The sequence below is a fragment of the Metabacillus idriensis genome (assembly GCF_050483325.1).
In the GTDB taxonomy this organism is placed as follows: Bacteria; Bacillota; Bacilli; order Bacillales; family Bacillaceae; genus Bacillus_P; species Bacillus_P idriensis_A.
Genome location: NZ_JBCMYF010000019.1, coordinates 41,178 through 62,670, shown reverse-complemented (window position 1 = coordinate 62,670; position 21,493 = coordinate 41,178). Strand labels below are relative to the sequence as shown.

At 41.3% G+C, this 21,493-nt stretch carries 24 protein-coding genes; 2 read left to right on the top strand and 22 right to left on the bottom strand.

Translation table 11 applies throughout. The features are described from left to right. Nucleotide 1 precedes the first annotated feature (1 nt). The 7 genes from ABEQ24_RS12335 to acpS all read right to left on the bottom strand — a co-directional run bounded on the left by ABEQ24_RS12335 (nucleotide 2) and on the right by acpS (nucleotide 5,138). The gene (locus ABEQ24_RS12335; protein ID WP_029286372.1) at nucleotides 2–367 is read right to left on the bottom strand and encodes an STAS domain-containing protein; all 366 of its coding nucleotides are present in this window, start codon (nucleotides 365–367) and stop codon (nucleotides 2–4) included. Beyond that, nucleotides 364–1,200 carry an STAS domain-containing protein gene (locus ABEQ24_RS12330; RefSeq protein ID WP_430007077.1) on the bottom strand — a complete coding sequence of 279 codons (837 nt, stop codon included), beginning with the start codon at nucleotides 1,198–1,200 and terminating at the stop codon, nucleotides 364–366. Before ABEQ24_RS12330 ends, ABEQ24_RS12335 begins: the two co-directional genes overlap by 4 nt. A gap of 140 nt (nucleotides 1,201–1,340) precedes the next feature. After that, nucleotides 1,341–1,691 (bottom strand): type II toxin-antitoxin system endoribonuclease NdoA, encoded by a 351-nt coding sequence (gene ndoA / locus ABEQ24_RS12325; protein WP_029286376.1) that lies wholly within the window; start codon nucleotides 1,689–1,691, stop codon nucleotides 1,341–1,343. Between the two features lie 4 nt (nucleotides 1,692–1,695). Beyond that, the gene (locus ABEQ24_RS12320; protein WP_029286378.1) at nucleotides 1,696–1,977 is read right to left on the bottom strand and encodes a CopG family ribbon-helix-helix protein; all 282 of its coding nucleotides are present in this window, start codon (nucleotides 1,975–1,977) and stop codon (nucleotides 1,696–1,698) included. A gap of 132 nt (nucleotides 1,978–2,109) precedes the next feature. After that, nucleotides 2,110–3,306 (bottom strand): alanine racemase, encoded by a 1,197-nt coding sequence (gene alr, locus ABEQ24_RS12315; protein WP_430007076.1) that lies wholly within the window; start codon nucleotides 3,304–3,306, stop codon nucleotides 2,110–2,112. Nucleotides 3,307–3,615: 309 nt separating this feature from the next. Then, nucleotides 3,616–4,626 carry a LolA family protein gene (locus ABEQ24_RS12310; RefSeq protein WP_430007075.1) on the bottom strand — a complete coding sequence of 337 codons (1,011 nt, stop codon included), beginning with the start codon at nucleotides 4,624–4,626 and terminating at the stop codon, nucleotides 3,616–3,618. Between the two features lie 146 nt (nucleotides 4,627–4,772). Then, nucleotides 4,773–5,138: a holo-ACP synthase gene (gene acpS, locus ABEQ24_RS12305; protein ID WP_430007074.1), complete on the bottom strand. Its 366-nt coding sequence runs from the start codon at nucleotides 5,136–5,138 to the stop codon at nucleotides 4,773–4,775. A 103-nt stretch (nucleotides 5,139–5,241) separates the two neighbouring features. Between acpS and ABEQ24_RS12300 the strand changes: the two genes are divergently transcribed. Then, nucleotides 5,242–5,835 carry a rhomboid family intramembrane serine protease gene (locus ABEQ24_RS12300; RefSeq protein ID WP_430007073.1) on the top strand — a complete coding sequence of 198 codons (594 nt, stop codon included), beginning with the start codon at nucleotides 5,242–5,244 and terminating at the stop codon, nucleotides 5,833–5,835. A 295-nt stretch (nucleotides 5,836–6,130) separates the two neighbouring features. On the opposite strand, the gene ABEQ24_RS12295 is transcribed toward ABEQ24_RS12300, so the two are convergent. The 8 genes from ABEQ24_RS12295 to ABEQ24_RS12260 all read right to left on the bottom strand — a co-directional run bounded on the left by ABEQ24_RS12295 (nucleotide 6,131) and on the right by ABEQ24_RS12260 (nucleotide 15,656). After that, entirely contained in the window at nucleotides 6,131–7,576 is a 1,446-nt protein-coding gene (locus tag ABEQ24_RS12295) for a PH domain-containing protein (protein WP_430007072.1), read from the bottom strand. After that, on the bottom strand, nucleotides 7,566–8,045 hold the full coding sequence (locus ABEQ24_RS12290; RefSeq protein WP_430007071.1) for a PH domain-containing protein: 480 nt from the start codon (nucleotides 8,043–8,045) through the stop codon (nucleotides 7,566–7,568). Before ABEQ24_RS12290 ends, ABEQ24_RS12295 begins: the two co-directional genes overlap by 11 nt. A 116-nt stretch (nucleotides 8,046–8,161) precedes the next feature. Further along, complete coding sequence (gene uvsE, locus ABEQ24_RS12285; protein ID WP_430007070.1) at nucleotides 8,162–9,130, bottom strand: UV DNA damage repair endonuclease UvsE; 969 nt, start codon at nucleotides 9,128–9,130, stop codon at nucleotides 8,162–8,164. Between the two features lie 728 nt (nucleotides 9,131–9,858). Then, nucleotides 9,859–11,346: a degradosome RNA helicase CshA gene (cshA, locus tag ABEQ24_RS12280; protein WP_430007069.1), complete on the bottom strand. Its 1,488-nt coding sequence runs from the start codon at nucleotides 11,344–11,346 to the stop codon at nucleotides 9,859–9,861. A 165-nt stretch (nucleotides 11,347–11,511) separates the two neighbouring features. Then, the gene (locus ABEQ24_RS12275; RefSeq protein ID WP_430007068.1) at nucleotides 11,512–12,219 is read right to left on the bottom strand and encodes an alpha/beta hydrolase; all 708 of its coding nucleotides are present in this window, start codon (nucleotides 12,217–12,219) and stop codon (nucleotides 11,512–11,514) included. A gap of 222 nt (nucleotides 12,220–12,441) precedes the next feature. Continuing rightward, nucleotides 12,442–13,104: a YdeI/OmpD-associated family protein gene (locus ABEQ24_RS12270; protein ID WP_430007067.1), complete on the bottom strand. Its 663-nt coding sequence runs from the start codon at nucleotides 13,102–13,104 to the stop codon at nucleotides 12,442–12,444. Between the two features lie 12 nt (nucleotides 13,105–13,116). Continuing rightward, nucleotides 13,117–14,484 (bottom strand): UDP-N-acetylmuramoyl-tripeptide--D-alanyl-D-alanine ligase, encoded by a 1,368-nt coding sequence (locus ABEQ24_RS12265; RefSeq protein ID WP_430007066.1) that lies wholly within the window; start codon nucleotides 14,482–14,484, stop codon nucleotides 13,117–13,119. 86 nt (nucleotides 14,485–14,570) lie between these two features. Then, nucleotides 14,571–15,656, bottom strand: a complete 1,086-nt coding sequence (locus ABEQ24_RS12260; RefSeq protein ID WP_430007065.1) for a D-alanine--D-alanine ligase — start codon at nucleotides 15,654–15,656, stop codon at nucleotides 14,571–14,573. 202 nt (nucleotides 15,657–15,858) lie between these two features. Between ABEQ24_RS12260 and ABEQ24_RS12255 the strand changes: the two genes are divergently transcribed. Continuing rightward, nucleotides 15,859–16,185, top strand: a complete 327-nt coding sequence (locus ABEQ24_RS12255) for a thioredoxin family protein (protein ID WP_430007064.1) — start codon at nucleotides 15,859–15,861, stop codon at nucleotides 16,183–16,185. A 113-nt stretch (nucleotides 16,186–16,298) separates the two neighbouring features. Here ABEQ24_RS12255 and ABEQ24_RS12250 read toward each other — a convergent pair whose 3' ends face one another. From ABEQ24_RS12250 to ABEQ24_RS12220, 7 genes are all read right to left on the bottom strand, one after another. After that, a complete protein-coding gene (locus ABEQ24_RS12250; RefSeq protein ID WP_430007063.1) occupies nucleotides 16,299–17,066 on the bottom strand; it encodes a class I SAM-dependent methyltransferase in 768 nt (255 codons plus the stop codon). 181 nt (nucleotides 17,067–17,247) lie between these two features. Beyond that, entirely contained in the window at nucleotides 17,248–17,847 is a 600-nt protein-coding gene (locus ABEQ24_RS12245; protein ID WP_430007062.1) for a DedA family protein, read from the bottom strand. Nucleotides 17,848–17,910: 63 nt separating this feature from the next. Further along, nucleotides 17,911–18,945, bottom strand: coding sequence for a sporulation integral membrane protein YtvI (gene ytvI / locus ABEQ24_RS12240; protein WP_430007061.1), 1,035 nt, complete (start codon nucleotides 18,943–18,945; stop codon nucleotides 17,911–17,913). Nucleotides 18,946–19,064: 119 nt separating this feature from the next. After that, nucleotides 19,065–19,766, bottom strand: coding sequence for a hypothetical protein (locus tag ABEQ24_RS12235; RefSeq protein WP_430007060.1), 702 nt, complete (start codon nucleotides 19,764–19,766; stop codon nucleotides 19,065–19,067). Beyond that, nucleotides 19,763–20,632, bottom strand: coding sequence for an ABC transporter ATP-binding protein (locus ABEQ24_RS12230; protein ID WP_430007059.1), 870 nt, complete (start codon nucleotides 20,630–20,632; stop codon nucleotides 19,763–19,765). Before ABEQ24_RS12230 ends, ABEQ24_RS12235 begins: the two co-directional genes overlap by 4 nt. After that, on the bottom strand, nucleotides 20,622–20,999 hold the full coding sequence (locus ABEQ24_RS12225; protein ID WP_430007058.1) for a GntR family transcriptional regulator: 378 nt from the start codon (nucleotides 20,997–20,999) through the stop codon (nucleotides 20,622–20,624). Before ABEQ24_RS12225 ends, ABEQ24_RS12230 begins: the two co-directional genes overlap by 11 nt. A 146-nt stretch (nucleotides 21,000–21,145) precedes the next feature. Continuing rightward, the gene (locus tag ABEQ24_RS12220; RefSeq protein WP_430007057.1) at nucleotides 21,146–21,472 is read right to left on the bottom strand and encodes a DUF3889 domain-containing protein; all 327 of its coding nucleotides are present in this window, start codon (nucleotides 21,470–21,472) and stop codon (nucleotides 21,146–21,148) included. Between the last annotated feature and the right edge of the window lie 21 nt (nucleotides 21,473–21,493).

The following is a 21,493-nucleotide window of genomic DNA, read 5'->3' as shown; positions in this document are numbered from 1 at the left end:
CTTATTCCCCCAGCTCCTGTTGTAATGTTTCAAGTCCTTTTTCAAGGTCAAGCGCGGTTTGGACATCAGCAAGGTGAATGCCAAGCTCAATAAGAGTAATTGCTACCGCAGGCTGAATGCCCGTTAAAACAACTTTAGCTCCCATTAATTTCGACATGCCGATAACATCACCTAAAACCTTGGCGATAAAAGAATCAATTACATCTACGGAGGTTAAATCTATGACAACACCGCTTGCACCTGTTTCGTGGATTTTATGAAGCAGATCTTCCTGAAACTGCAGGGCAGTCTGATCATCAAGTTCCCACTGAATAGATACAAGCAGACAATTATGAAGCTTTAAAATTGGAATTCTTGGAGTTCTCATTGTGAATCCCCCATCTCTACTATTTGTCGATTTGTCAATTCAAGTGCAGCTTCCATTCCTTTTTGAAGACTGTTCTTTGTAATTACCTGACTTAAATCAATGCCAAGGTTCACGATTGTCTGAGCAATCTCTGGCCTGATTCCTACAATAAGGCATTTAGCGCCTACCAGGCGAACAGCTTCTGAAGCCTGAATAATATGATGAGCAACCATTGTATCCACAACCGGAACACCAGTAATATCAATTAATACAACTTGTGCCCGATGCTTTACAACACCTGTAAGCAGGTTCTCCATGATTTGCTTTGCTCTCTCTGTATCAATTGTACCAACTAACGGCATGATTGTAATGTTGTCAAATATCGGAATAAGCGGAGCCGATAATTCCTGCAAAGCAATCTTCTGCAGAGAAACCGTACGCTCCCATGATGCTGCATATTGATGAATTAATTCATTATTGATTGGTGAGAGCGACTTGTCAAACTCCCACACTATTTTCATTTTTTGATCTTCCGGAAGGCCATCCGTCATTTTCGTGAAAATGATTAATGACAGCTGTTTTAATCCTTCTGATATATACTTTAAGCTCCAGCCCAGCTGTACAACCCTGTGGGCATAATCAGAAACCATTTCAGTCTGATCGCTTCCCGGGTTTTTCATATAGCTGATTAAGATTTGCAGATATTCATTGCAGGTATTTAAAAACACTTGATCTGAAAGGATGTTAGAGTACTTCTGATCTCCCAAATCCTTCAGACTGTCTTTCCATTCATTCAAGATTTCATTTTGATGAGCCAGAACAAAATCTAATACTGGATTAGATGCATCCTTCATGTGCAGATTATCCCCCTCTTATTGTATGGGTAAAAAAGTAAACAAGTTATTCCACTTTACATTATACCGATTTATGCCAATAAAATAAAAAAAAGTTGCTTAATGGGAGCAACTTCCTAAAAAAATAACGTTTTTTAGTTTTAAAAATCAATGAGTCCTAAGCTAATTTGAAGAGCTTCGTCCACTTTATCCATCATTTCATCATCTAAGTGTGTAATCTTATCAGTCAATCTCTGTTTATCAATTGTTCGAATCTGCTCTAACAGTATAACAGAATCACGTTCAAACCCATAACGCTTGGAATCAATTTCCACATGAGTCGGCAATTTTGCCTTTTGAATTTGAGCGGTAATAGCTGCTATGATGACCGTTGGACTGAACCTGTTTCCGATATCATTCTGGATGATCAGCACTGGACGGACGCCCCCTTGCTCAGAGCCAACAACGGGTGATAAATCAGCAAAATAAACGTCGCCGCGTTTGACAATCAAAGGATTAACCCCCGCTTACTAAGCGTTCAACGGTGTGGTCAGCCTCTGATTCAGCTTGAAATGCTTCGGAAGCAATGTTTAAGTTAATCTTAGCCATCTCCATATATCCCCGTCTCATTGACTCGCGTATTTGGCGTTTCTTACGCTCGCGGATATACATCTTTGTTGCTTGATAAATTAACTCGCTTCGGTTCCCATTCTCTTGTTTGACAAGACCGTCTAATTCCGAGACTAATGCTTGCGGTAAACGAATTAAGATTTCTGTTGTTGCGCTGGATTCAGACACAAACATACACCTCCACCAAACTTACACACCTATTATTCCATTCCACATACAATAATAACACTATCAATGCAAGAAGCAAAGTTATTTTCTAATAATTCAACACTATTATCGGCTTTGCGAAAGCATTTTTATTCATGCCTTCTTCTCTTCCAGGCGATCTGCCACCTTTTTCATGCCGCAAAAAAGAGAGTTTCTCACTTCAATTATACTCTTATTTTTCAAAAACATACGGGGAACTCGCAAAGTTATTGTACAAGGCACTTCATAGTTGATGGTTTCCAGTCTTTCTGCCACTTCATCCACAGAAATACACTCATCTTCTTGCCTTCCGATTAACGTTACCTTTGTCCCGGTTTCTTTATAGGAAGAAAGTTTAATCATGCATTGATCCATGCATATCCTTCCAACAATTGGCATCCTCTCACCGTCAATCAGAACATCTGATACTCTCAAACGGCGCACCCATCCATCTGCATATCCAATCGGAATCGTCCCGATCCATTCATCTTCTTCAGCAGTATACGTAGCACCGTAGCTTACTTTTTCGCCTTTGCTGATTTTTTTCACATGGACAAGCTTTGAATGGAGAGAAAAAGCTTCTTTCAGCTCAAACGGCAGTTCAGGTTTTATTTCCATTGAAGGACTAAGACCGTACATAGAGATTCCCAGTCTCACAGCGTGAACTAATTTTTCAGGGAAACGAAGTCCCGTTGCACTGTTGCCGCAGTGAATCATCACATCGTCATATTGAGCAGCGATCTGAGCCATCGACGTGAACGCAGCGTACTGCTTGTTGAAATAAGCTGAATCCAGCTCATCTGCAGTTGCAAAATGCGTAAAAATACCTTCTATTTTCACACTAGGATTTCCTTCTGCAAATTTAAACGCCTGCTGGATTTCTTCCTCAGACCGGACACCGAGACGGCCCATGCCGGTATCAATTTTAAGATGAACAGATAACGTTCCTTTCTGAACATTCTTTTCAGCTTCCATCAGCCATTCAAAAGAAGGAGCTGTTAATATTATGTCCTGATCAACAGCGATATGCACATCTTCCGGTCTGGATGCACCCATAACAAGAATCGGAGCTTTAAACCCTGCATCACGTAAGACGAGTGCCTCATCTAAGAAAGCTACTGAAAGCATGCTGGCGCCCGCTTCAAGAGCCGCCTTTGCCACCTCTGTGTCTCCATGGCCATAACCATTTGCTTTCACAACAGCAATCAGCTGCGTGTTTTCGCCTATATGTTTTTTCATAGATGTAACATTGCTGTATATTGCATCTAAATCAATTTCAGCCCAAGTATCGCGGTAAAAAGAATTTCCCATGTCCTACACTTCCTCATGATTGTCTTTTCTATTGTTGATTATCAATGGTATAGCGTTCTTTTGTCAAATGAAATCGGTTCCAAAAAGATAGGATATAAGGGGGGATACGGAGTAATTAGTTCTGCGGCAAGTTCTGTAATACGGAAGATTAAGTGTAGATCTAAAAGAAATGTCATCATTCATATATAAAGTCTTTTTCAGCTGCACTTGGCATTATGAGTGTAACTCACTATCCGGCATTGCGTTCTTGCTATTTAGCTCACAGAAATCACAAAAAACTTGGATGGCCCAAATGCCATCCAAGTTTGCTTACTTAATTGCCTGACCCTGTACGGATTGAGCTAAAAGGATCATCTCTTCCTGAGATAAATCTTTCGATGCAATCATGTACTCTACCCCATCGAATGTCCAAGTTAAAGACTGTTCTGTTAAAGCTCCGACAGCAACGCCAAGGTCAACCGGTTCGCCGCTTACAAACGAGGAAGTTGCAACAGTGGCGGCGACTGCTTTTTCCTGAATGAAGGTGTAGGATTTTTCACCATCATACGTTTGTACGACCCGCTTGCCATTCTCTGTTTTCATCTCTTTTTCTTCTGTCAGCTTCACTCCCTCGATCTGCTCAAGAGGATACTTCACAGCAAACGGTTCTGAGTTAACAGATGCAGATGTTTCAACATCCACGCTTGCAAATGACATATTCTTTTGCATATCAAATGAGTTTTTATCGAATTTCGCATCGAAATCAAAGTCCGAAAACTCGACCACAACTAATGGATTGCGGTCTGTGTCCATTACTTTGACAACAGAAGGCTTCAGGTCCTTTTTATTGAATGTAATCTCTTGGAGAGGGAGCATCTGGCTGTTTTGGTAATTTGTTTTTGTCTCAAAAACGTAAGCATCTTTTGTTGATTTGAAAATCGAATCTGCATCGCTCTTAATGTCTTTTACCAGTGATTCGAAAAGATAAGCCTGACTGCTGTTTTGCGGCCATTCGCTTTGGAAACGGAAGCTTTTCTTAAGGGCAGGCGTCAGAACAAACACACCCTCATTATTGCGCAGAATCATTTGGCTCTGATCTTTTTCAGCATTCTTCAAGTTTACTCTGTAGAATGAAGGCTGCTTATGCCAGATTTCCACCTCGTAAATTTGAGGCTCACTGCCTGTTTGAAGGGTCATTTGCGCTTTCGCTTTGTACCCCGATAACTCCTCAACCTTTTTATCCAGGTTTTCCACAACATCCGTCTTGGATTTCTCTCCGCATCCGGCAAGCATTAATACAGCGAGCAATCCAATGGCCAGTAATAAAAAGTGCTTTTTCACCTTTTCAACCCCTTTGTCTCATATGACGTAAAAAGGAAGAAACTCTCCCCTGAAGGAATCATGCAAAAGTAAGCACGAACTCCTCAAACGACTTGTCTCTCCTACCGCTGTACAAATATATGAGACAAAGGATATGAATATGCAGACTAGCTTGACGAGCTTTCAATAATTACATGAGCAGCCGCATAATCCTTTGTGTGTGTGATTGATACGTGAACGATAAAACCCGGCAAATCAGGCATTGTTACTGCCGGTTTCCCGTTTCCATCATTCAAAATTTCAATATCCTTAAAACTCAATTCTTTTCCGATTCCGGTTCCCATCGCTTTGGAAAATGCCTCTTTCGCCGCAAATCTTCCGGCAGCATATTCGATTTTCCTTCGCGGTGCATAGGATTGATATTTATCTCTTTCTCTCTCTGTAAGAATCCGGTCAATAAATTTCGGCTGCCTCTTTATTAATCGTTCAATCCTGTCAAGCTCTGCTAAATCAAGACCAAGTCCTTTAATCATGCGGACACCTACTTTTTGTTCAGTATGTACTAATATGCTCTCATGTCTCATAACCGTGTTAATATAGAAACAACTAAGTCGTTAGAATAAGGAGGCTCTCTCTATGTTTACAAGATCAGAAAATTTCAGAACATTTATCCGTCTATACCCTGCCGTAACGGTCATTGTCTTTATTCAAGTCCTGCTCTGGCTCTTGTTTTTACTTCCAGTTCCTACAATAACATATTTCTTTGCCTCTTTAGTAGGATACAATGCCGGTGTCGCAAACGGAGAATGGTGGCGCTTGATCACCCCTATTTTCCTTCATGCAAACTTCGCTCATATTCTATTTAACAGTGTATCCATCATTCTGTTCGCCCCGGCATTAGAACGGATGCTTGGAAAAACCCGTTTTATTGCTGCCTATTTGGCTACAGGGATCGCCGCAAATCTGGCAACCTACTTCATCATAGAAGACTTAACGTATACTCACGTCGGAGCTTCGGGCGCCATCTTCGGCTTATTCGGCATCTATCTTTACATTGTCGTCTTTAGAAAGGATCTGATCGATTCTTCAAACTCTCAGCTTATTATTACCATTTTAGCCATTGGAATTGTCATGACATTCATCAATACAAACATTAACATCATTGCCCATATCTTCGGTGCCGTTGCAGGTGCGCTGCTTGCGCCTTTGTTTCTTAATAGAAAAGCGTAGCCGACTGGTCAGCGCAGGCAGACAGATAAGGATCTGACAGAAAAGGCGCTTTTTGCCTTTACTGGCGGATCCGTTCTGGCCGAGGAGTTAGGAGGCGGAGCTGGACAATGCGAAAAGCGTAGCCGACTGGTCAGGCCCGACAGACAGATAAGAATTCAACCGAAAAGTCCGGTTTTGACTTTTTGGGGGAATTTGTTCTGGCCGAGGGACTAGGAGGTGGAGCTGGACAATGCCAAAAGCGGAATCGCACGCTTAGTTCCGACAAAATAATGACATCAAAAAAAGACGCCAATCCTCAAAGGATCGCGTCTTTTTTCGCATGATTTTCATAAGAATACCACTCAAACACTTCTCCGGCATCCTCAATATCGACGCCTTTCACCATAAAATGTGTACCGCCCATTCCAGACGTTGTCGACGATTGAATCGATGCAAGGCCTAAACGGCGCTGAAAAAAAGATTGTCTGGTTTCGATGACCTGAATTCTTTTTCGCTTTACAACAAATGTGGATTTCACAAGATTTCTTGATGAAAGAGTTAATTGTTCAGCATGTATGGCCCATCCTGCATCCTTAAATGATAAGAGACCGATTAGGAAACCAGCAGGTACTGTCAGCAGTGCAAAGTAACCCCACGGCTGGAAAAAGTAGCTCAGAATGCTTGCTATCACTAAAAAAGGAATAGTATAAACAAGTACATACCCTCTTTTCGCCTTCTTCGGCAGCGGGTTTAATCGATCTGCCAATGAAAAATCAGGTGTGAATTCCGTTAGGATCTGCTTAATTTTTGTTTTTTTAATCAGCGGAAAAAGGACAGCAGAAACATTTTCATCTTTAGCGCTTCCCCCTGCACTGACAATGTGCACAGTTGCATAGCCGAGCGGCTGGCGAATCAGATTTTCGCTGATTTTCATAGCCTGGATTCTCTCAAGCGGAATTGTCAGCTGGTGCTTTTCAAACAACCCCCGCGAGATGACCAGATCCTTTTCTTTCTTTACCACTGTAAAGTTGGCAAATTTCAGACAAACGCCAATTATGCTCAGGATCCACGCGATGAAAAATGCAATGAAAACAAGAATAGCATATACAGTGATGCTTGCGTTTGAAAGAAAAGAAAAACGGTCGATGATGTCATCAAACGGGATAAGCTCATCAAATTGCGAGAAGAAAGCAAATGCAGCGGACAGAACAACTCCGATTCCGCTCGATGTTGATGCAGCAACCATCAATTCTTTTGCACCAATTTTATAGGTTGAATATCTTTCTTCTTCTTTTACTGTCTCAATGATCTCATTATGATCCATTTCCTTTTTTCTTTCTGCTAAAACTGAATGAATCCTGCGGGCTTCTTCTTTTGCAACAGCTGTAAGAACAGCTTCAGCCTCTGCGCCTCCTCCAGCTGTTTCAAGCTGAAGCTTCACAAGTCCGAATATCTGCTGAATGATGCCGGCACTTTCATTAATTGATTGAATTCTTTCAATCGGAATATATCTTTTCTTTTTCACAAATAAACCGAATTCAATCCGCAGTTCATTGTCTTCAATCCGGTATGTATATTTCATCCAGCTGATGATGCTGTAGATGATCATTGCAGTCAGTATCACCGCAAGTCCAATAAAAAAATAGATCTTATAGTCATTAACGAAGAAAAGAACAATGACCGGAAAGATTCCATCTTTCAATTGTTTGAAAAAGGTTAATATCGCTGAAGCGGGATGCAGTCTTTTCGGTTCAGACATCATCTTCGGTCACCCTCGCAAGTTTCGATATAAAGTCACGCAGCTGATCGGCTTCAATTACATCAAGTGCAGGAATTTCATGTATGGTTGCAGCTGTATGTATCGTTACAGTTGCAAGGTTATTTTTCCTCAGCAAAGGTCCCTGTTTTGTATTGACATGCTGCACTCTGACCATTGGAACAAGCACTCTTTTCACTACAAACAAGCCGGACTGGATATCAATTTCATTTTCATGTACTTCATACCGCCAAGTGCGGTGCTGTATTTTCGGAGTAATAAAAATAAATAGGATGGAAAAGACCAGCCATGTTCCAAGGATGGCAATGGCAATCCATATTGGCCACTCAAAGTAATAAACAGCGAACGCAATTCCTCCGGATACAGCCAAAAAAATCAATGATTGGATAAGTGCTGAAAGCTTCCATACCTTTAGTGCTTTTTGACTGATTTGATACTTAGGTGCTTCTCTCATCTCTGTTCCCCCTGAACTAGTAGCTCTCTCTTTATATACGGATGAACGACTCATTTGTTTCACCTTTTAGAAAATCATTCCATTTACATTATAAAGAATTGAACCTTGCTTGAACACTACTTCAGCAAAAACGATGCGCCGTCTATTTTTTCAATATCCGGAAACCGGCACATCTGCTCCATCAATTGAAATAGAGCATCATCTTTTTGCTTTGCTTCAATCATACAGTCAATTTGCGGAACGCTGCCTTTTATTTCAGACAGAAAGGCCATGAAAAGCTCAGGATCCACAAAATCGGCGTGAGCATTAAAGTCCTTTTCATTTCGAGGGCTTGAAATATGCATTTTCACGGGAAGGGAAGAATGCTGCCAGCTTGCAGCCACACGATCCCAATGTTCGGCCCAATTCGAATCTTTTTCATGATTGGACAAGTGATGGTGATAATCAAAAACAAGCGGAATTGCCAATTTTTCGCACAAATAAAGAGTATCCCGAAGAGTGAATGTTGTATCGTCATTCTCTAACATCAGCATATTCTGTATCTTTACAGGGACAAACCCCCAATTGTGAATAAATTGTTCGAGGGCTTTATCTTTATCGTTGTAGGCACCGCCTACATGAATGACACATCTGTGTTCGCTGGGTACATTCATCCCCCTCAGCAGCGCTTCATGCATGCTTAACGTCCTGAGTGATGTATTCAAAATTTCAGGCTTTGGCGAATTCAGCAGGACAAAATGATCAGGATGAAAATCCACTCTCATTTTTGATTTTGAAATCCTATTGCCAAGCTCCTGCAGAGGTTCTCTAAGCGCACGCAAATAGTTAAAATCCTTTATCTCAGGATGATTCGCCAAGGGAATTAATTTTGAACTGAAACGGAAGAAATGAACATCGTGACCGACATTATGCTTGATTATGCGAAGGCAATTTTCCAGATTTGACGCTGAAATTCGTTCCAGCTTCTCTATGGCGGCTTCGCGGTCTTTTAAACGCTGAAATTGAGCGTATGTCATCGTTTGGGAAGGAGAACAATTCTTTAGATTCACACTCATTGCAACATACCCTAAACGGACGATTGTCATAGATCTCACCTTCTTTTTTAAGATACCTATAGGTTGCCCGGTATGCAGGAAAATAAGTGCGTCAGCTTTAGCGGTATGCGCTAAACCTGAGTTAACAGCACATTGTGAGATACCGCTACACTGGAAGTGCGCTAAACAAGAGTTTACAGTACATTGTGAGGATACCGATCAACCGGAAGGGCGCTAAACAACAGTTAACAGCACAAATCGGGGAGATACATCCACCCGAAATGCGATAAATAAGAGTTAACAGCACATTGTGAGCATATCGCTCCACTGGAAGTGCGCTAAACAAGAGTTAACAGCACATTGTGAGGATACCGATCCACCGGAAGGGCGCTAAACAAGAGTTTACAGCACATTGTGAGGATATCGATCCACCGGAAGGGCGCTAAACAAGAGTTTACAGCACATTGTGAGGATATCGATTCACCGGAAATGCGCTAAACAAGAGTTAACAGCACAAATCGAGGAGATACATCCACCCGAAATGCGCTCAACAAAAGTTAGCAGCACAAACCGAGGAGAACCTTCCACCTGAAATGCGCTAAACAACAGTTAACAGCACTAATCGAGGAGAACCTTCCAACTGAAGTGCGCTAAACAACAGTTAACAGCACAAACCGAGGAGAACCTTCCACCCGAAATGCGTTAAACAAAGGTTAATCTGCCAAAAAACACAAAAAAACACACCGAACATACATGCACGGTGTGTTTTTCATCATCTATTAGTTAGATGAAGATGAGTTTGAGTAGCGTCTTTTGTTGTCTCTGTTCGGCTTGCCGCCTTGTTGTCCGTAAGAGCGTTTGTTGTTGCTCTTAGAATGCGGGCGCTGACCGTCTCTTCTGTTGCGGTTGCTTGAAGAAGAAGAACGTTTTCCGCCTCTTTTCGCATACATAGGAGCCTCATCCGTTAGGTTAACCGGAGTTTGGTTCGGTTCTTTTGTCATTAATTTAATTGCAGCAGCAAGTACTGATACTTGGTCAAATTCTTCTAGCAATGCTTCAGCAGTGCGTTTGTAGAATGACAAGTTTTCATCAGTGATTGTCTGACGGATTTTTTCGATTGAAACAGATTGCTGACCTTCTAGCGCCTCATCAAGAGTCGGAGCTTTCATGCGGTCCATTTTGCGCTTAGTTGTACGCTCAATGATTTTGAGCATATCTTGTTCTCTTGGTGTTACGAAAGTCATCGCAGCACCCGTTTTGCCTGCACGGCCAGTACGGCCGATACGGTGAACGTAGCTTTCAGGGTCTTGAGGAACATCAAAGTTGTAAACGTGAGTTACACCAGAAATGTCAAGTCCGCGAGCAGCAACGTCTGTTGCAACAAGCACTTCAATTGCGCCTTCTTTAAACTTGCGAAGAGCAGACATACGTTTAGCTTGAGTTAAGTCGCCATGAATTCCCTCAGCTGCATATCCTCTAAGCATTAATGCTTCAGAAAGCTCATCTACTCTGCGCTTTGTGCGTCCGAAAACGATCGCAAGCTCAGGTGATTGAATGTCAAGAAGACGAGTTAATACATCAAACTTCTTCTTTTCCTGTACTTCAATGAAGAACTGCTGAATGTTTGAAACCGTCATTTCCTTCGCTTTTACTTTAACAAGCTCAGGGTTTGTCATGAATTTTTCAGCGATGCGTCTGATTGGATCAGGCATTGTAGCTGAGAAAAGCAATGTTTGATGCTCTGAAGGAACATTTGATAGAATATTTTCAATGTCTTCAATGAATCCCATATTAAGCATTTCATCTGCTTCATCCATTACAACTGTTTGAACGTCAGATAATTTTAATGTTTTACGGTTGATATGGTCAATTAGACGGCCTGGCGTACCAACGATAATATGAGGAAACTTCTTCAATGAGCGAATTTGGCGGTTAATATCCTGTCCTCCGTAAATCGGAAGAACGCGAGCGCGTTTAGAAGATCCGATTTTGTAAAGCTCTTCAGATACTTGAATCGCAAGTTCGCGAGTCGGTGCAATGATGATCCCTTGAATCTTATCTTGTTTAACATCGATTTTTTCAATAAGCGGAATACCGAATGCAGCTGTTTTTCCAGTTCCAGTTTGTGCTTGGCCGATCACATCTTTATTTTGAAGCCCCAGTGGAATGGTTTGTGCTTGGATAGGTGTTGCTTCTTCAAACCCCATTTTATTAATTGCATCCATTAATAATGGGCTGATACCTAGTTCTTGAAACGTAATTGTCAATTTGTTCTACTCCTTTTAATCTCTATAGCTTTCACAGACTTTCATGTATGGTGAAACAAAAAACGCCCCATCGGGCAAAACGTTAGCTTTATAAAAGCCCGTAAACACTTAACTTTAATCATATCACTTTTTTTATACTTTTACAACAAGCCTTAGAGATGTCATTCATTTTACACTCATTTTATTTTGTGTCATCAGGAAAGATTCTATAACTTCAACAAGCATTGGGAAATCCTCCCCATGGCAAATGAGATGCTTTGAGCACGGGAGAAAACAAAGCTCCTTCTGCTCTGAAGTGATTCTCTCATAAATATATCTTGCACTTTTTACAGGTACTATTCCATCACATTCACCTTGAACAATGAGGACCGGCATAGTTATTTTATCCAATATTGGGCGAATGTACCTGACCAATTTCCTGAATTCAAGAGTGGCTGCAATCGGTGTTTCCAGCACTTTTTTTCTGTACCTTATATAAATTTCATTGTTTGCTCCATGACCCCGAATGGCATCTTTAATGAGGTCTTTTACGTCAACAAGCATCTGCCTGGGATTAAGGTAATAAGCAGCCGCACTTAACAAGACCAGTTTTGCCACAGGATATCTTGATGCAAGATACGCAGCAATTAATCCCCCCATTGAAAATCCTATGATATAGACTTCCGTACATTCTTCTAATAGATCCCTTAATTCATTTTCAGCATGGGCAATCCACTGATTAAATTGAATGCCCCTCAAACTCGGGGTTTCTCCGTGCCCTGGAAGAGTGGGCACTTTAAGCACCCAGTCTGTCTCTTCCTTCAAATGGCGGACAAGAGGTTCCACTTCATACGGGGCACCAGTAAATCCGTGAATACATAGGCATCCTTTCATGTCGCTCTCTCCCAAATGTCATTTTTTAACCTGCGCCAGTTGTAGTTTTAAATAAAAAAACCCTGGGTATATAAAAAGTACCCTGGGTTACTATATTTCAAAACAAAAAGGAGCGTTCATAATGACAGTCTTAAAAGATAGCGCCGTAGAAGTATTGAGTGAACTAACACCATATTCAGTCGGAATCGGATTAGTTGTATTAGTGATAGCACCATTTATTTTTTAATGTACATAAGGGCCCTTTTTACTCTGCAGCAGTTTTTCTATCGTTTGATCCAGCCTCTTATCATATGTTTCTGGACGTTTAGCACTGGTGATCCATTCAACATAAGACCGTTTGTGTGAAGGGGCAAGCCCCTTAAAAAAGGCAGCCGCTGCAGCATTTTGTTCTAATTTTCTTTGCAGTTTTTCAGGAATGATTAACTCCTTGTTTGAGGAGACGGCTTTATTGGGTGCTTCCTGTTTGACTCCTATTTCCTTCTTCCGGGTTATCTTTTTGATTGCATCTTTTGGCCTGAACCTTAAGGCTGACCATGTTTCGTCAATCGCAATCTGTGTAACCCCGACAAGACCTTCATTTATAAGTACATCCCATCCTTGATCCCGGTTAATATCTGTTTTTATATTTGAAGATTTTTTAGGATATGAAACCCATAGTATACCATCATATCCAGCGGCATGAACTGCAGCAGGCCCCATTTCAGCAAGCTCTCTTATGCTGCTGACAAATAAATGGACAAGTTCGTATTTTCCCTCTGGAGCAGTATGGAGAGATACGCCCTCAGGCAATGCTGATAGGTCTTTAAGGTAATCTTCTGGTGCATTTAACACCAGAATTTTTTTATGCGGCAAAATTTTAAGCTTTTTTACAACTGCTTCGTTCATGCCATTTCCTTCTTAAACAAGCGCATTGACGACTTCTTCCAGCTTCATGCCCCGTGAAGCTTTTACTAAGACGAGATCTCCGGATTTTGCCGTCTGTTTTAAATGGCTGACAAGCTCCTGTTTATCCTGATAAACGTGAATGAGGGATGAATCCATTTTCTTTTGTGCTCCTGCAGCAATTTCCGCTCCCAGTTTTCCGAACGTGAAGAGAAAATCAATCTCTTTTGAGTCGATTGATTCTCCTACCTCTTGATGAAACTTTACCTGCATCTCATCGCCAAGTTCAAGGATATCTCCAAGAACTAAAATCTTCTGATTATACCCCTCCATATCACAGGCAAGTCTGATGGCAGCTTTCATTGAAGTCGGACTTGCATTGTATGCATCATTAATTACAGCAAGATTCTCTTTTGTTTTTGTTAATTCAAGACGCATGCCCGTCATTTGAATTGCTTTTAATCCTTCACTGATCTTCGCTTGTGTTACACCCAAGAATTCTGCTGCAGCGATGGCAGCAAGCGCATTATTCACATTATGTTTTCCAAGCACAGGCAAAAATAGCTTCTCTTCCCGCCCGTTGATTTTAAAGAATGTGCCGTTTTCTGTTTGCTGAATCTCTGAAGGAGAATAGGCATTCTGTTTTGACCCCCCAAAAGAAATCTTTTTAAACGAGTAAGATTGAACGCGTTCAGTGAGCAGAGGTTCCTCTCCGTCATAAATCAGCACGCCGTCAGGTTTTAGCCCGCTGACGATTTCAAGCTTCGCTTCTGCAATGCCTTCTCTTGAACCTAAGTTCATTAAATGGGACTCTCCGATATTTGTAATGATTGCTGCATCCGGCTTAGCAAGGTTTGATAAGAGCTCAATTTCTCCCCGGTTGCTCATCCCCATCTCGAGAACCGCGACTTCTATGTCCTCAGTCATACTCAGAATCGTAAGCGGCAATCCAATATGATTGTTAAAATTCCCTTTGGTTTTATGTACTTTGTACGTCGTTGAAAGCAGAGACGCTACCATATCTTTAGTCGTTGTTTTCCCGTTGCTTCCTGTGACACCGATTACCTTAAGCTGAAGCTGTTCTAAATAGCTGCTTGCTAATTTCTGCAAGGCCTTTAACGTATCGTCAACTAAAATCACGGCGCCTGCAGGGGGATTAGGTTTTGAGCGGTCCCATAAAGCTGCAGCTGCACCATCCTCAAGTGCTTTGCCGGCAAACTCATGCCCGTCGAAATTTTCGCCGACAATCGGAATGAACAGCGTTCCCGCTTCAATCTTCCTGGAATCCGTTGTAATACCATGTATGAATTCATTTTCTTTTTCAGCAGATAGTCCAAAGCCGCCTGTCATCGTTTGAATATCCAATAATGAACGTCGTATCATTTGTTTTGCTCCTTTCAAATCCATGTTTATTCATCAATATGTAGACCAAGAAACACTATTCATAAGAATAGTGTTTCCATGCTTTCTTAAAACGTATGTTTAATTTGCTGTTTTCCTTCGTGGCGCTCTAGCGCAAGCTCAACTAATTTTCCGATAAGCTCTGGGTACTCGACACCTGCATGCTTCCAAAGCAGCGGGAACATGCTGTAAGGCGTAAATCCCGGCATTGTGTTTACTTCATTAATCAATGCTCTTCCGTCTTCTGTTAAAAAGAAATCCGCACGAACAAGACCTGATCCGTCAATGGCCTTAAATGATTTAATCGCCAGATCTTTGATCAGAGCATATTCTTCTTCTGTCACTTGGGCCGGGATCATCATATCTGTATCGCCATCAACGTATTTCGAATTGTAGTCGTAAAATTCTTTTTTAGGTGCAACCTCTCCGACTACTGAGCAGCTTGGTTCATCGTTTCCAATAACGCCGATTTCGATTTCACGGCCGATGATGCCTTCTTCAATAATAATTTTGCGGTCATAATTGAATGCTTCATCAAAAGCCTTTACAAGGGATTCACGGTCTTTGCATTTGCTGATGCCGACACTTGATCCAAGGTTTGCAGGTTTGACAAAGCAAGGGTAGCCGAGCTCCTGCTCAACTGTCTCGTATGCTTGTTCCGGAGCTTTCTTCCAGTCGTTCTTAATGAACGAAACGTATTTAGCCTGCTCAAGTCCTGCCTGTGCAAACAAGTTTTTCATGATTACTTTATCCATTCCGGCTGCAGAAGCAAGAACGCCGTTCCCTACATAAGGAAGATTCAGAAGTTCTAGCATTCCCTGAACTGTTCCGTCTTCACCGTTCGGTCCATGCAGAAGCGGGAACACGACATCGATTTGGTCATGCTCATTGTCCGTCTTTGAAGGAAAGAGATCCTGATTCAAAGCAACCGGCGAAACAGCTGTGCCACCGTCATTAAACTGAAGAGCAGCAACGTTTTCAACGGGCTCCTGCAATTTTGCGCCCCGGATCCATTCGCCTTTATCTGAAATATAGATTGGATGTATATCAAATTTGTTTGTATCTAACGCTTTTATTACAGCAAGTGCTGTCTGCAAAGAAACCTTGTGCTCTGCTGACTTGCCGCCGTATAATAATCCGACTTTAATTTTCATGTGGATATCCCCCTAAAGAAAGTTCATCTCTTCTATATTATCATTTTCAAATCAAAATGTTATAGCCCATCATGCAATTCTTTATAACATTCGAGCGTCAAGCCTTTTTCCGTCCGCTTTAAAGTTTATTTGGACCTGCATAAGCAATTGGTGAATGCAAAATCGCAATTATGTATTAAAATAAGAGCAAGGAGGCATGATCATGAAGCAAATTACAACTACAGAACAGTTTCAAGAGTTAATTACCCAAGATCAAGAGGTGCTAATCAAATTTTTCGCAGACTGGTGCCCTGACTGTACGAGAATGAATATGTTCATTGATGAAATCATTGAGGCTTATTCTAAATATGAGTGGTACGAAATCAATAAAGATGAGTTCCCTGAACTTGCAGAAACGCATCAAGTAATGGGCATCCCAAGCATCCTGATCTTCAAAAACGGAGAAAAGCTTGGACATCTTCACAGTGCTAATGCAAAGTCTCCAGAGCAAGTGACGGAATTCCTTCAAGAAAAGCTCGGAGAAGTTTAAGGGCAAGCCTAACCTGAATTGGCAGCAATACTGAAACTGACACCGCTATTTTTACAGAAAAGCAGGCAGGGAAAACAGAAGTTTTTCCTGCCTGCTTTATTTTTGGGACTTTTTCAAAGCGCCCCTTCTGGCTTTCTCGCTTCAAATGTAATGGTTTGCCCAGCATGAACCGGTGCTTTTCCATATGTATAATCAGCTGAAATCACAATATCTGTAAATCCAAGCCGCTCTAGGACCAGTTTAAATTCACGAACGCCATACCATCTCATCGCAAATCTCTGCAGTTCGGTGTCAATCAGCTTTCCGTCCTGCCACTTTTCATATTTCAAATAGCTTACTGAATACTGCTCAAGGAAATTCACTTCCACCCGCTTTGATTCCATTGTAATCACGTTCTGTTCAGGTGTAACCCACGTTTTTGTTTTGACTTCATTTAAGGCTGTATCAGGCTGCAAATAAAGATCAAGTATCAGACGGCCGCCTGCAGCCAGATGATCATAAAAACTCTTGAGGGCAAGTATCGATTTCTTTCTGTCTTCAATCAGCAAAAACGTTCCTGCCGGAATGATAATCGCCTCGTAAGTCCGCTGCAGGTTCATTTCACTCATATCCATTTCACGGAGTACAGGTGACAGCCCCCTTTCCTCACAGCGCTTTTTGCATGACTCAAGCATTTCCGGCGATAGATCGGTACCTTCTATATTCAGTCCATCCTGCAGCAGAGGAATATAAATTCTTCCCGAACCTGCTCCCGGCTCTAAAATACGTCCTTTCACTTCCCTTAGACGCTCCCGGTAATATTCAATGTCTCCAAAAGAATGGCCGACCGGCTTATCGATATCATAAACTTCCGCTGCAAGCCTGCTGTAGCTGCTGAACATAAAACCCGCCTCCCCAGTAGAATGATGTTATTATTTATAGCCTTAATTCAGTGCCTCATACATTGGAACTGAGGAATTGCCCGTTTAAGTCAAAGATGATAGATAAGTCCGGTTTTGACTTTATAGCCGAAAGGGTGAAGATTATACTTGCCATCGATCTAATCAAACGTTTGTTTAAGCTTTAAATCCTCTTTGTGCGCGGATCATTGCGCTTTACAATATAATAGCCGATCCCCGCAAGCGCCATAATAATGACAATCGGAATAATATACGGTTCCGCAGCATATTTAATCTCTGACCAATTCGTTCCAAGCTGAATCCCCAAATACAAGAAGAAAATCGTCCATGGAATCATGGCTGCCACTGTATAAATGGTAAACCTCCATAACGGCATCTTCCCGATTCCTGCTGGAATGGAGATGGCATGTCTCACAACCGGAATGAATCTCGCGGTAAAAATAACCCCGGCCCCATACTTTTCAAACCAGGCTTCTGAAAGATCCAAATGGTGTTTATTAATAAATAAAAACTTCCCGAACTTTTCAAGAAAGGGCCTTCCGCCATAATACCCCATCCAATAAAGGAAAACTTGAGCAAGCGTTCCTCCTATCACTCCCGCAACAACCGCTCCTGCAAATTGAATTTGTCCAAGAGAAACTAAATAGCCTCCATACCCCAGAACAATTTCACTCGGAATCACCTCAATCATCAATCCCAGAGCGATTCCGTAATAGCCTAAATCAGCCAGAACCTCTAAAAGTGAATAAATGAATTCCTTCATAATTGCTCCTCTGCTTTGTATTTTCTAAAAAGAAAACAGTACTGATCACTCATCAAAACAAGATCAGAACTTAAAGTCCGTTCGAATCATGCGTGCTTTTCTAAGCGTGTCAAAAACAATGACCAGGGCAGGTCCTGCAAATAATCCGATAAATCCAAGGAGTTTAAATCCTATGAACAGGCTGATCAGAGCGGCCAAAGGTGTAATGCCCATGCTGCTTGAAAAGATTTTAGGTTCAATGACCCTTCTGATCACTGTGATGACTAAAAAGAGAATCACCAATCCAATTGATAAAGCTTGATCATTTTGAAAAAATGCGTAGATTGCCCAAGGAACGAGGAAGGATCCTGTTCCGAGGATCGGCAGAATATCCACTATGACGATCAGGAGAGATAAGATAACCGTGTAAGGCACTGACAAAATAGACAGCCCCGCAAACGCCATCACAAACGTCAGGGCGCTTAAAAAAATCTGTGCTTTGACAAAACCAATTCCTGCTTTATTCAATTCATCCAGAACAAGAACGAATTTCTCCTTTGTTTTCACCGTTAAACTGTCTGCAATCATTCTTTTTAATCGAGGAAGTTCAAGGCTGAATAAATATAAAGCAATAAGATAGATCAGGATTTCAAACATGAAACCAGGCAGAAAGGCAATAAAATCGATCAAACTGTTTAAAAATCCGTTCACTCCTTCTTCAAACGACTTAAGTCCCGCCGTAAACGATTCTTCCAGCGATTGAACAACCCCTTTTGGAATCGTTTCCTGCACTTGTTCCCATTTCGTTAAAGTAGGCTGGATAATGCTCGCATAAACCTCTTCAATAATTTCAGGAAGATTTGATGCAAATGCAACAAATTGATCAAAGACCACCTTAACTGTAAAATATCCAATTATAGCCATCAGTGCAACATAAGCTGTAAATGCTGTAAAAACAGCAAGACCCCGTCCAAACTTCAAATGGTTTTGCAGCCTCTGCACAGCCCCTTCCAATAAAAGAGCAGTAACTAATGCGATTAGAAGAGATAGGCTTAGCGGCAATAGGATTATGGCCATGACAATTAAAACACTGAGCAACATCCATTTTTTCTTGTTCACCTTTTCGTTTCTCCTTTTAATATATATGCTTGTTCCTCTCATTATAATCTATTAAAAGCAAATCAAGTTATATCCCAAAATAAAAAAACAGGCTATATTAAGCCTGTTTTTAAAGTCCATTATCTTGAAAAAACTGTTTTTGCGGCCGCTTTTATCAGGACAAACCAGCCAATTGCCAGAAAAACCGCACCGATTCCAATCAAGTAGCCAAAATGCTGGAGGGCATGTTCGCCTAAAAACTCAAAACCTATTTTGATAAATTCATTGCGGACAGGAGGAATGAAGAAAAGGACAGCACCCAATCCGATTGCGGCGTACCCGCCTATTAAACCAAACCGGTAAAATAAACTGCCGAGAAGAAAGAAGCCTGTTAATAAAAAGAAGCTGAGAGCACCGTCAATAAAGAAATTGACCAGATACAGATTTTCATGCCCCAGAAATTTTGCCATGTAATATATTTTAAAATTTTCATTCACCGCCATGGAACCTATTCCTTCAAGCACCATGATTAATAAAGTATGCGCAGCCGCCATGAACACAGCAAGCATGAGGAGAAAGAGACTCGTTGCCACATAGTAATTTTTTCTTGTAGCTCCTCTTTTGATACTGAACGGATATGTTTCTTTTACAGTCAAAAATCCGGCAATTGCACTGAAAATATAGACCGCTGCGGAGCTTGAGACTGTCAGGTTTCCTCCAGTTGTAAGCTGAATGCCAAAAGATAAAGCCATACAGCTGATCAGAATCGCCCAGAAGATCGTAAGAGAATTTCGTATATCCAATACTTCAAACAATAATATGCCGCGACATTGTCTTATCATGCAGAAATCCCGCCCTTCGGTTTTGCTGTTAAATAAACCATTAAATCCTGAACAGGCACATGATCGACCTGCAATCCAGCCTTTTTAGCGTCCAGGCGGTTTTCACCAAACAGGACGGCCTGTTCCATACTTCCAAATGATTTGCGGTAAATAACGTTTTTGTTTTTTACAAATTCAGCAATCTCTGCTGAGGATCCGTTGACCAAAAATGATTCCTCTCTAAGTTCATCTGCATTTTTCTGCATCAGCAGCCTGCCTTCAGATACAATAAGGATTTCTTCCAGCAGCCGGCTGACTTCATCGATTAGATGAGTAGATAATATAAACGTACGCGGATTTTCTTCGTACTCTTCCAAGAGCAAATCATAAAATCTGCTTCTTGCTGCAGCATCGAGACCGATATATGGCTCATCAAATATCGTTACTCTCGCCCGGCTTGCAAGTCCAACCGTTATTCCCAGCGCAGATTCCATTCCCTTTGATAAGGCTTTGACTTTCATATTTCCATGAAGATAAAAATCCTCCAGCAGTTTTTCAGCTGTTTCCGCGCTCCAATTCGGGTAAAAGCAGCGTGCGATTTTCAGGACATCTTTTATCTTTAATCCTTTTTTAAAATTTTCACTTTCATTGATCAAACAGATCGACTCCGTTATCTCTTGATTTTCAAAAGGTTTTTGGTTATTTATTAACACTGAACCATCTGTTGGCAGGATCTGACCGGCAAGAATTTGCATCAATGTCGTTTTACCTGCTCCATTCCGCCCGAGCAGACCGTATATCTTATTTTCTTCAAGTTCCAGAGTAATGCCGTCAAGCGCGCTTTTCTTGCCATAAACCTTCGTTAATTCATTCATATTAACCTTCATTATGACCGCTCCCTTTTTCAAGCATTTCTTTCAGATCCTTCACACTGATGTTCAATTTTGCCGCTTCCGTCTTCAGCGGCAAAATAAAGGCTTCGTAAAATTGCTCTTTTCGCTTGAGAGTTAATATCCCCTTTGCCCCTTCAGCTACGAACATTCCAATCCCTCTCTTCTTAAAAAGAATGCCTTTCTCCACTAACTGATTGATCCCCTTTGCTGCTGTTGCCGGATTAATTTGATAATGTGCCGCAAACTCATTTGTCGATGGAACTCTCTCTCCTTCCTGAACCATGCCGTTGATGATGTCATCTTCTATCTGCTCCGCTACTTGCTGAAAAATCGGTCTGTCGGTATCTAAAAATGGATTCATACGACCCCTCTTTCGGTTCATTTGTTAATTGGTTAGTTACTTATGTAATTAACTATATATCACATTGTAAAACATTGTCAATACAAATTATGTAAATAGACTGATTTCAAATAAAAAAGGCCATCCCATAGAGGGACCGCCTAATTTTAACTTGCCTTTTTAAATGTAACCTTGACCACTTTTTTGGTTTTCTCATTATATTCAACCAAAACAAACACTTGAAACGTTTTATTCTTTTCCTTCAGCGTTAGCTTGAACGTTTCGATTGAAGTTGTTGTTTTTCTCTTTTTTCCTACATGAAGATAGTCTGTGATTTGAGCACCAGGGTATTTTTCCATGGTCTTCTGCATGGCAACTCTTCCGTACTCTTCATAGGAAAGCACTTTGGTTTCTGCATGAGCTTGAACAGAAAACGCAGACATACTGCTTCCTGCCAAACAGAAAATCAGTAAGATGTTCAGCCATCTCTTCATTTTTACAACCCCTTCCTTCTT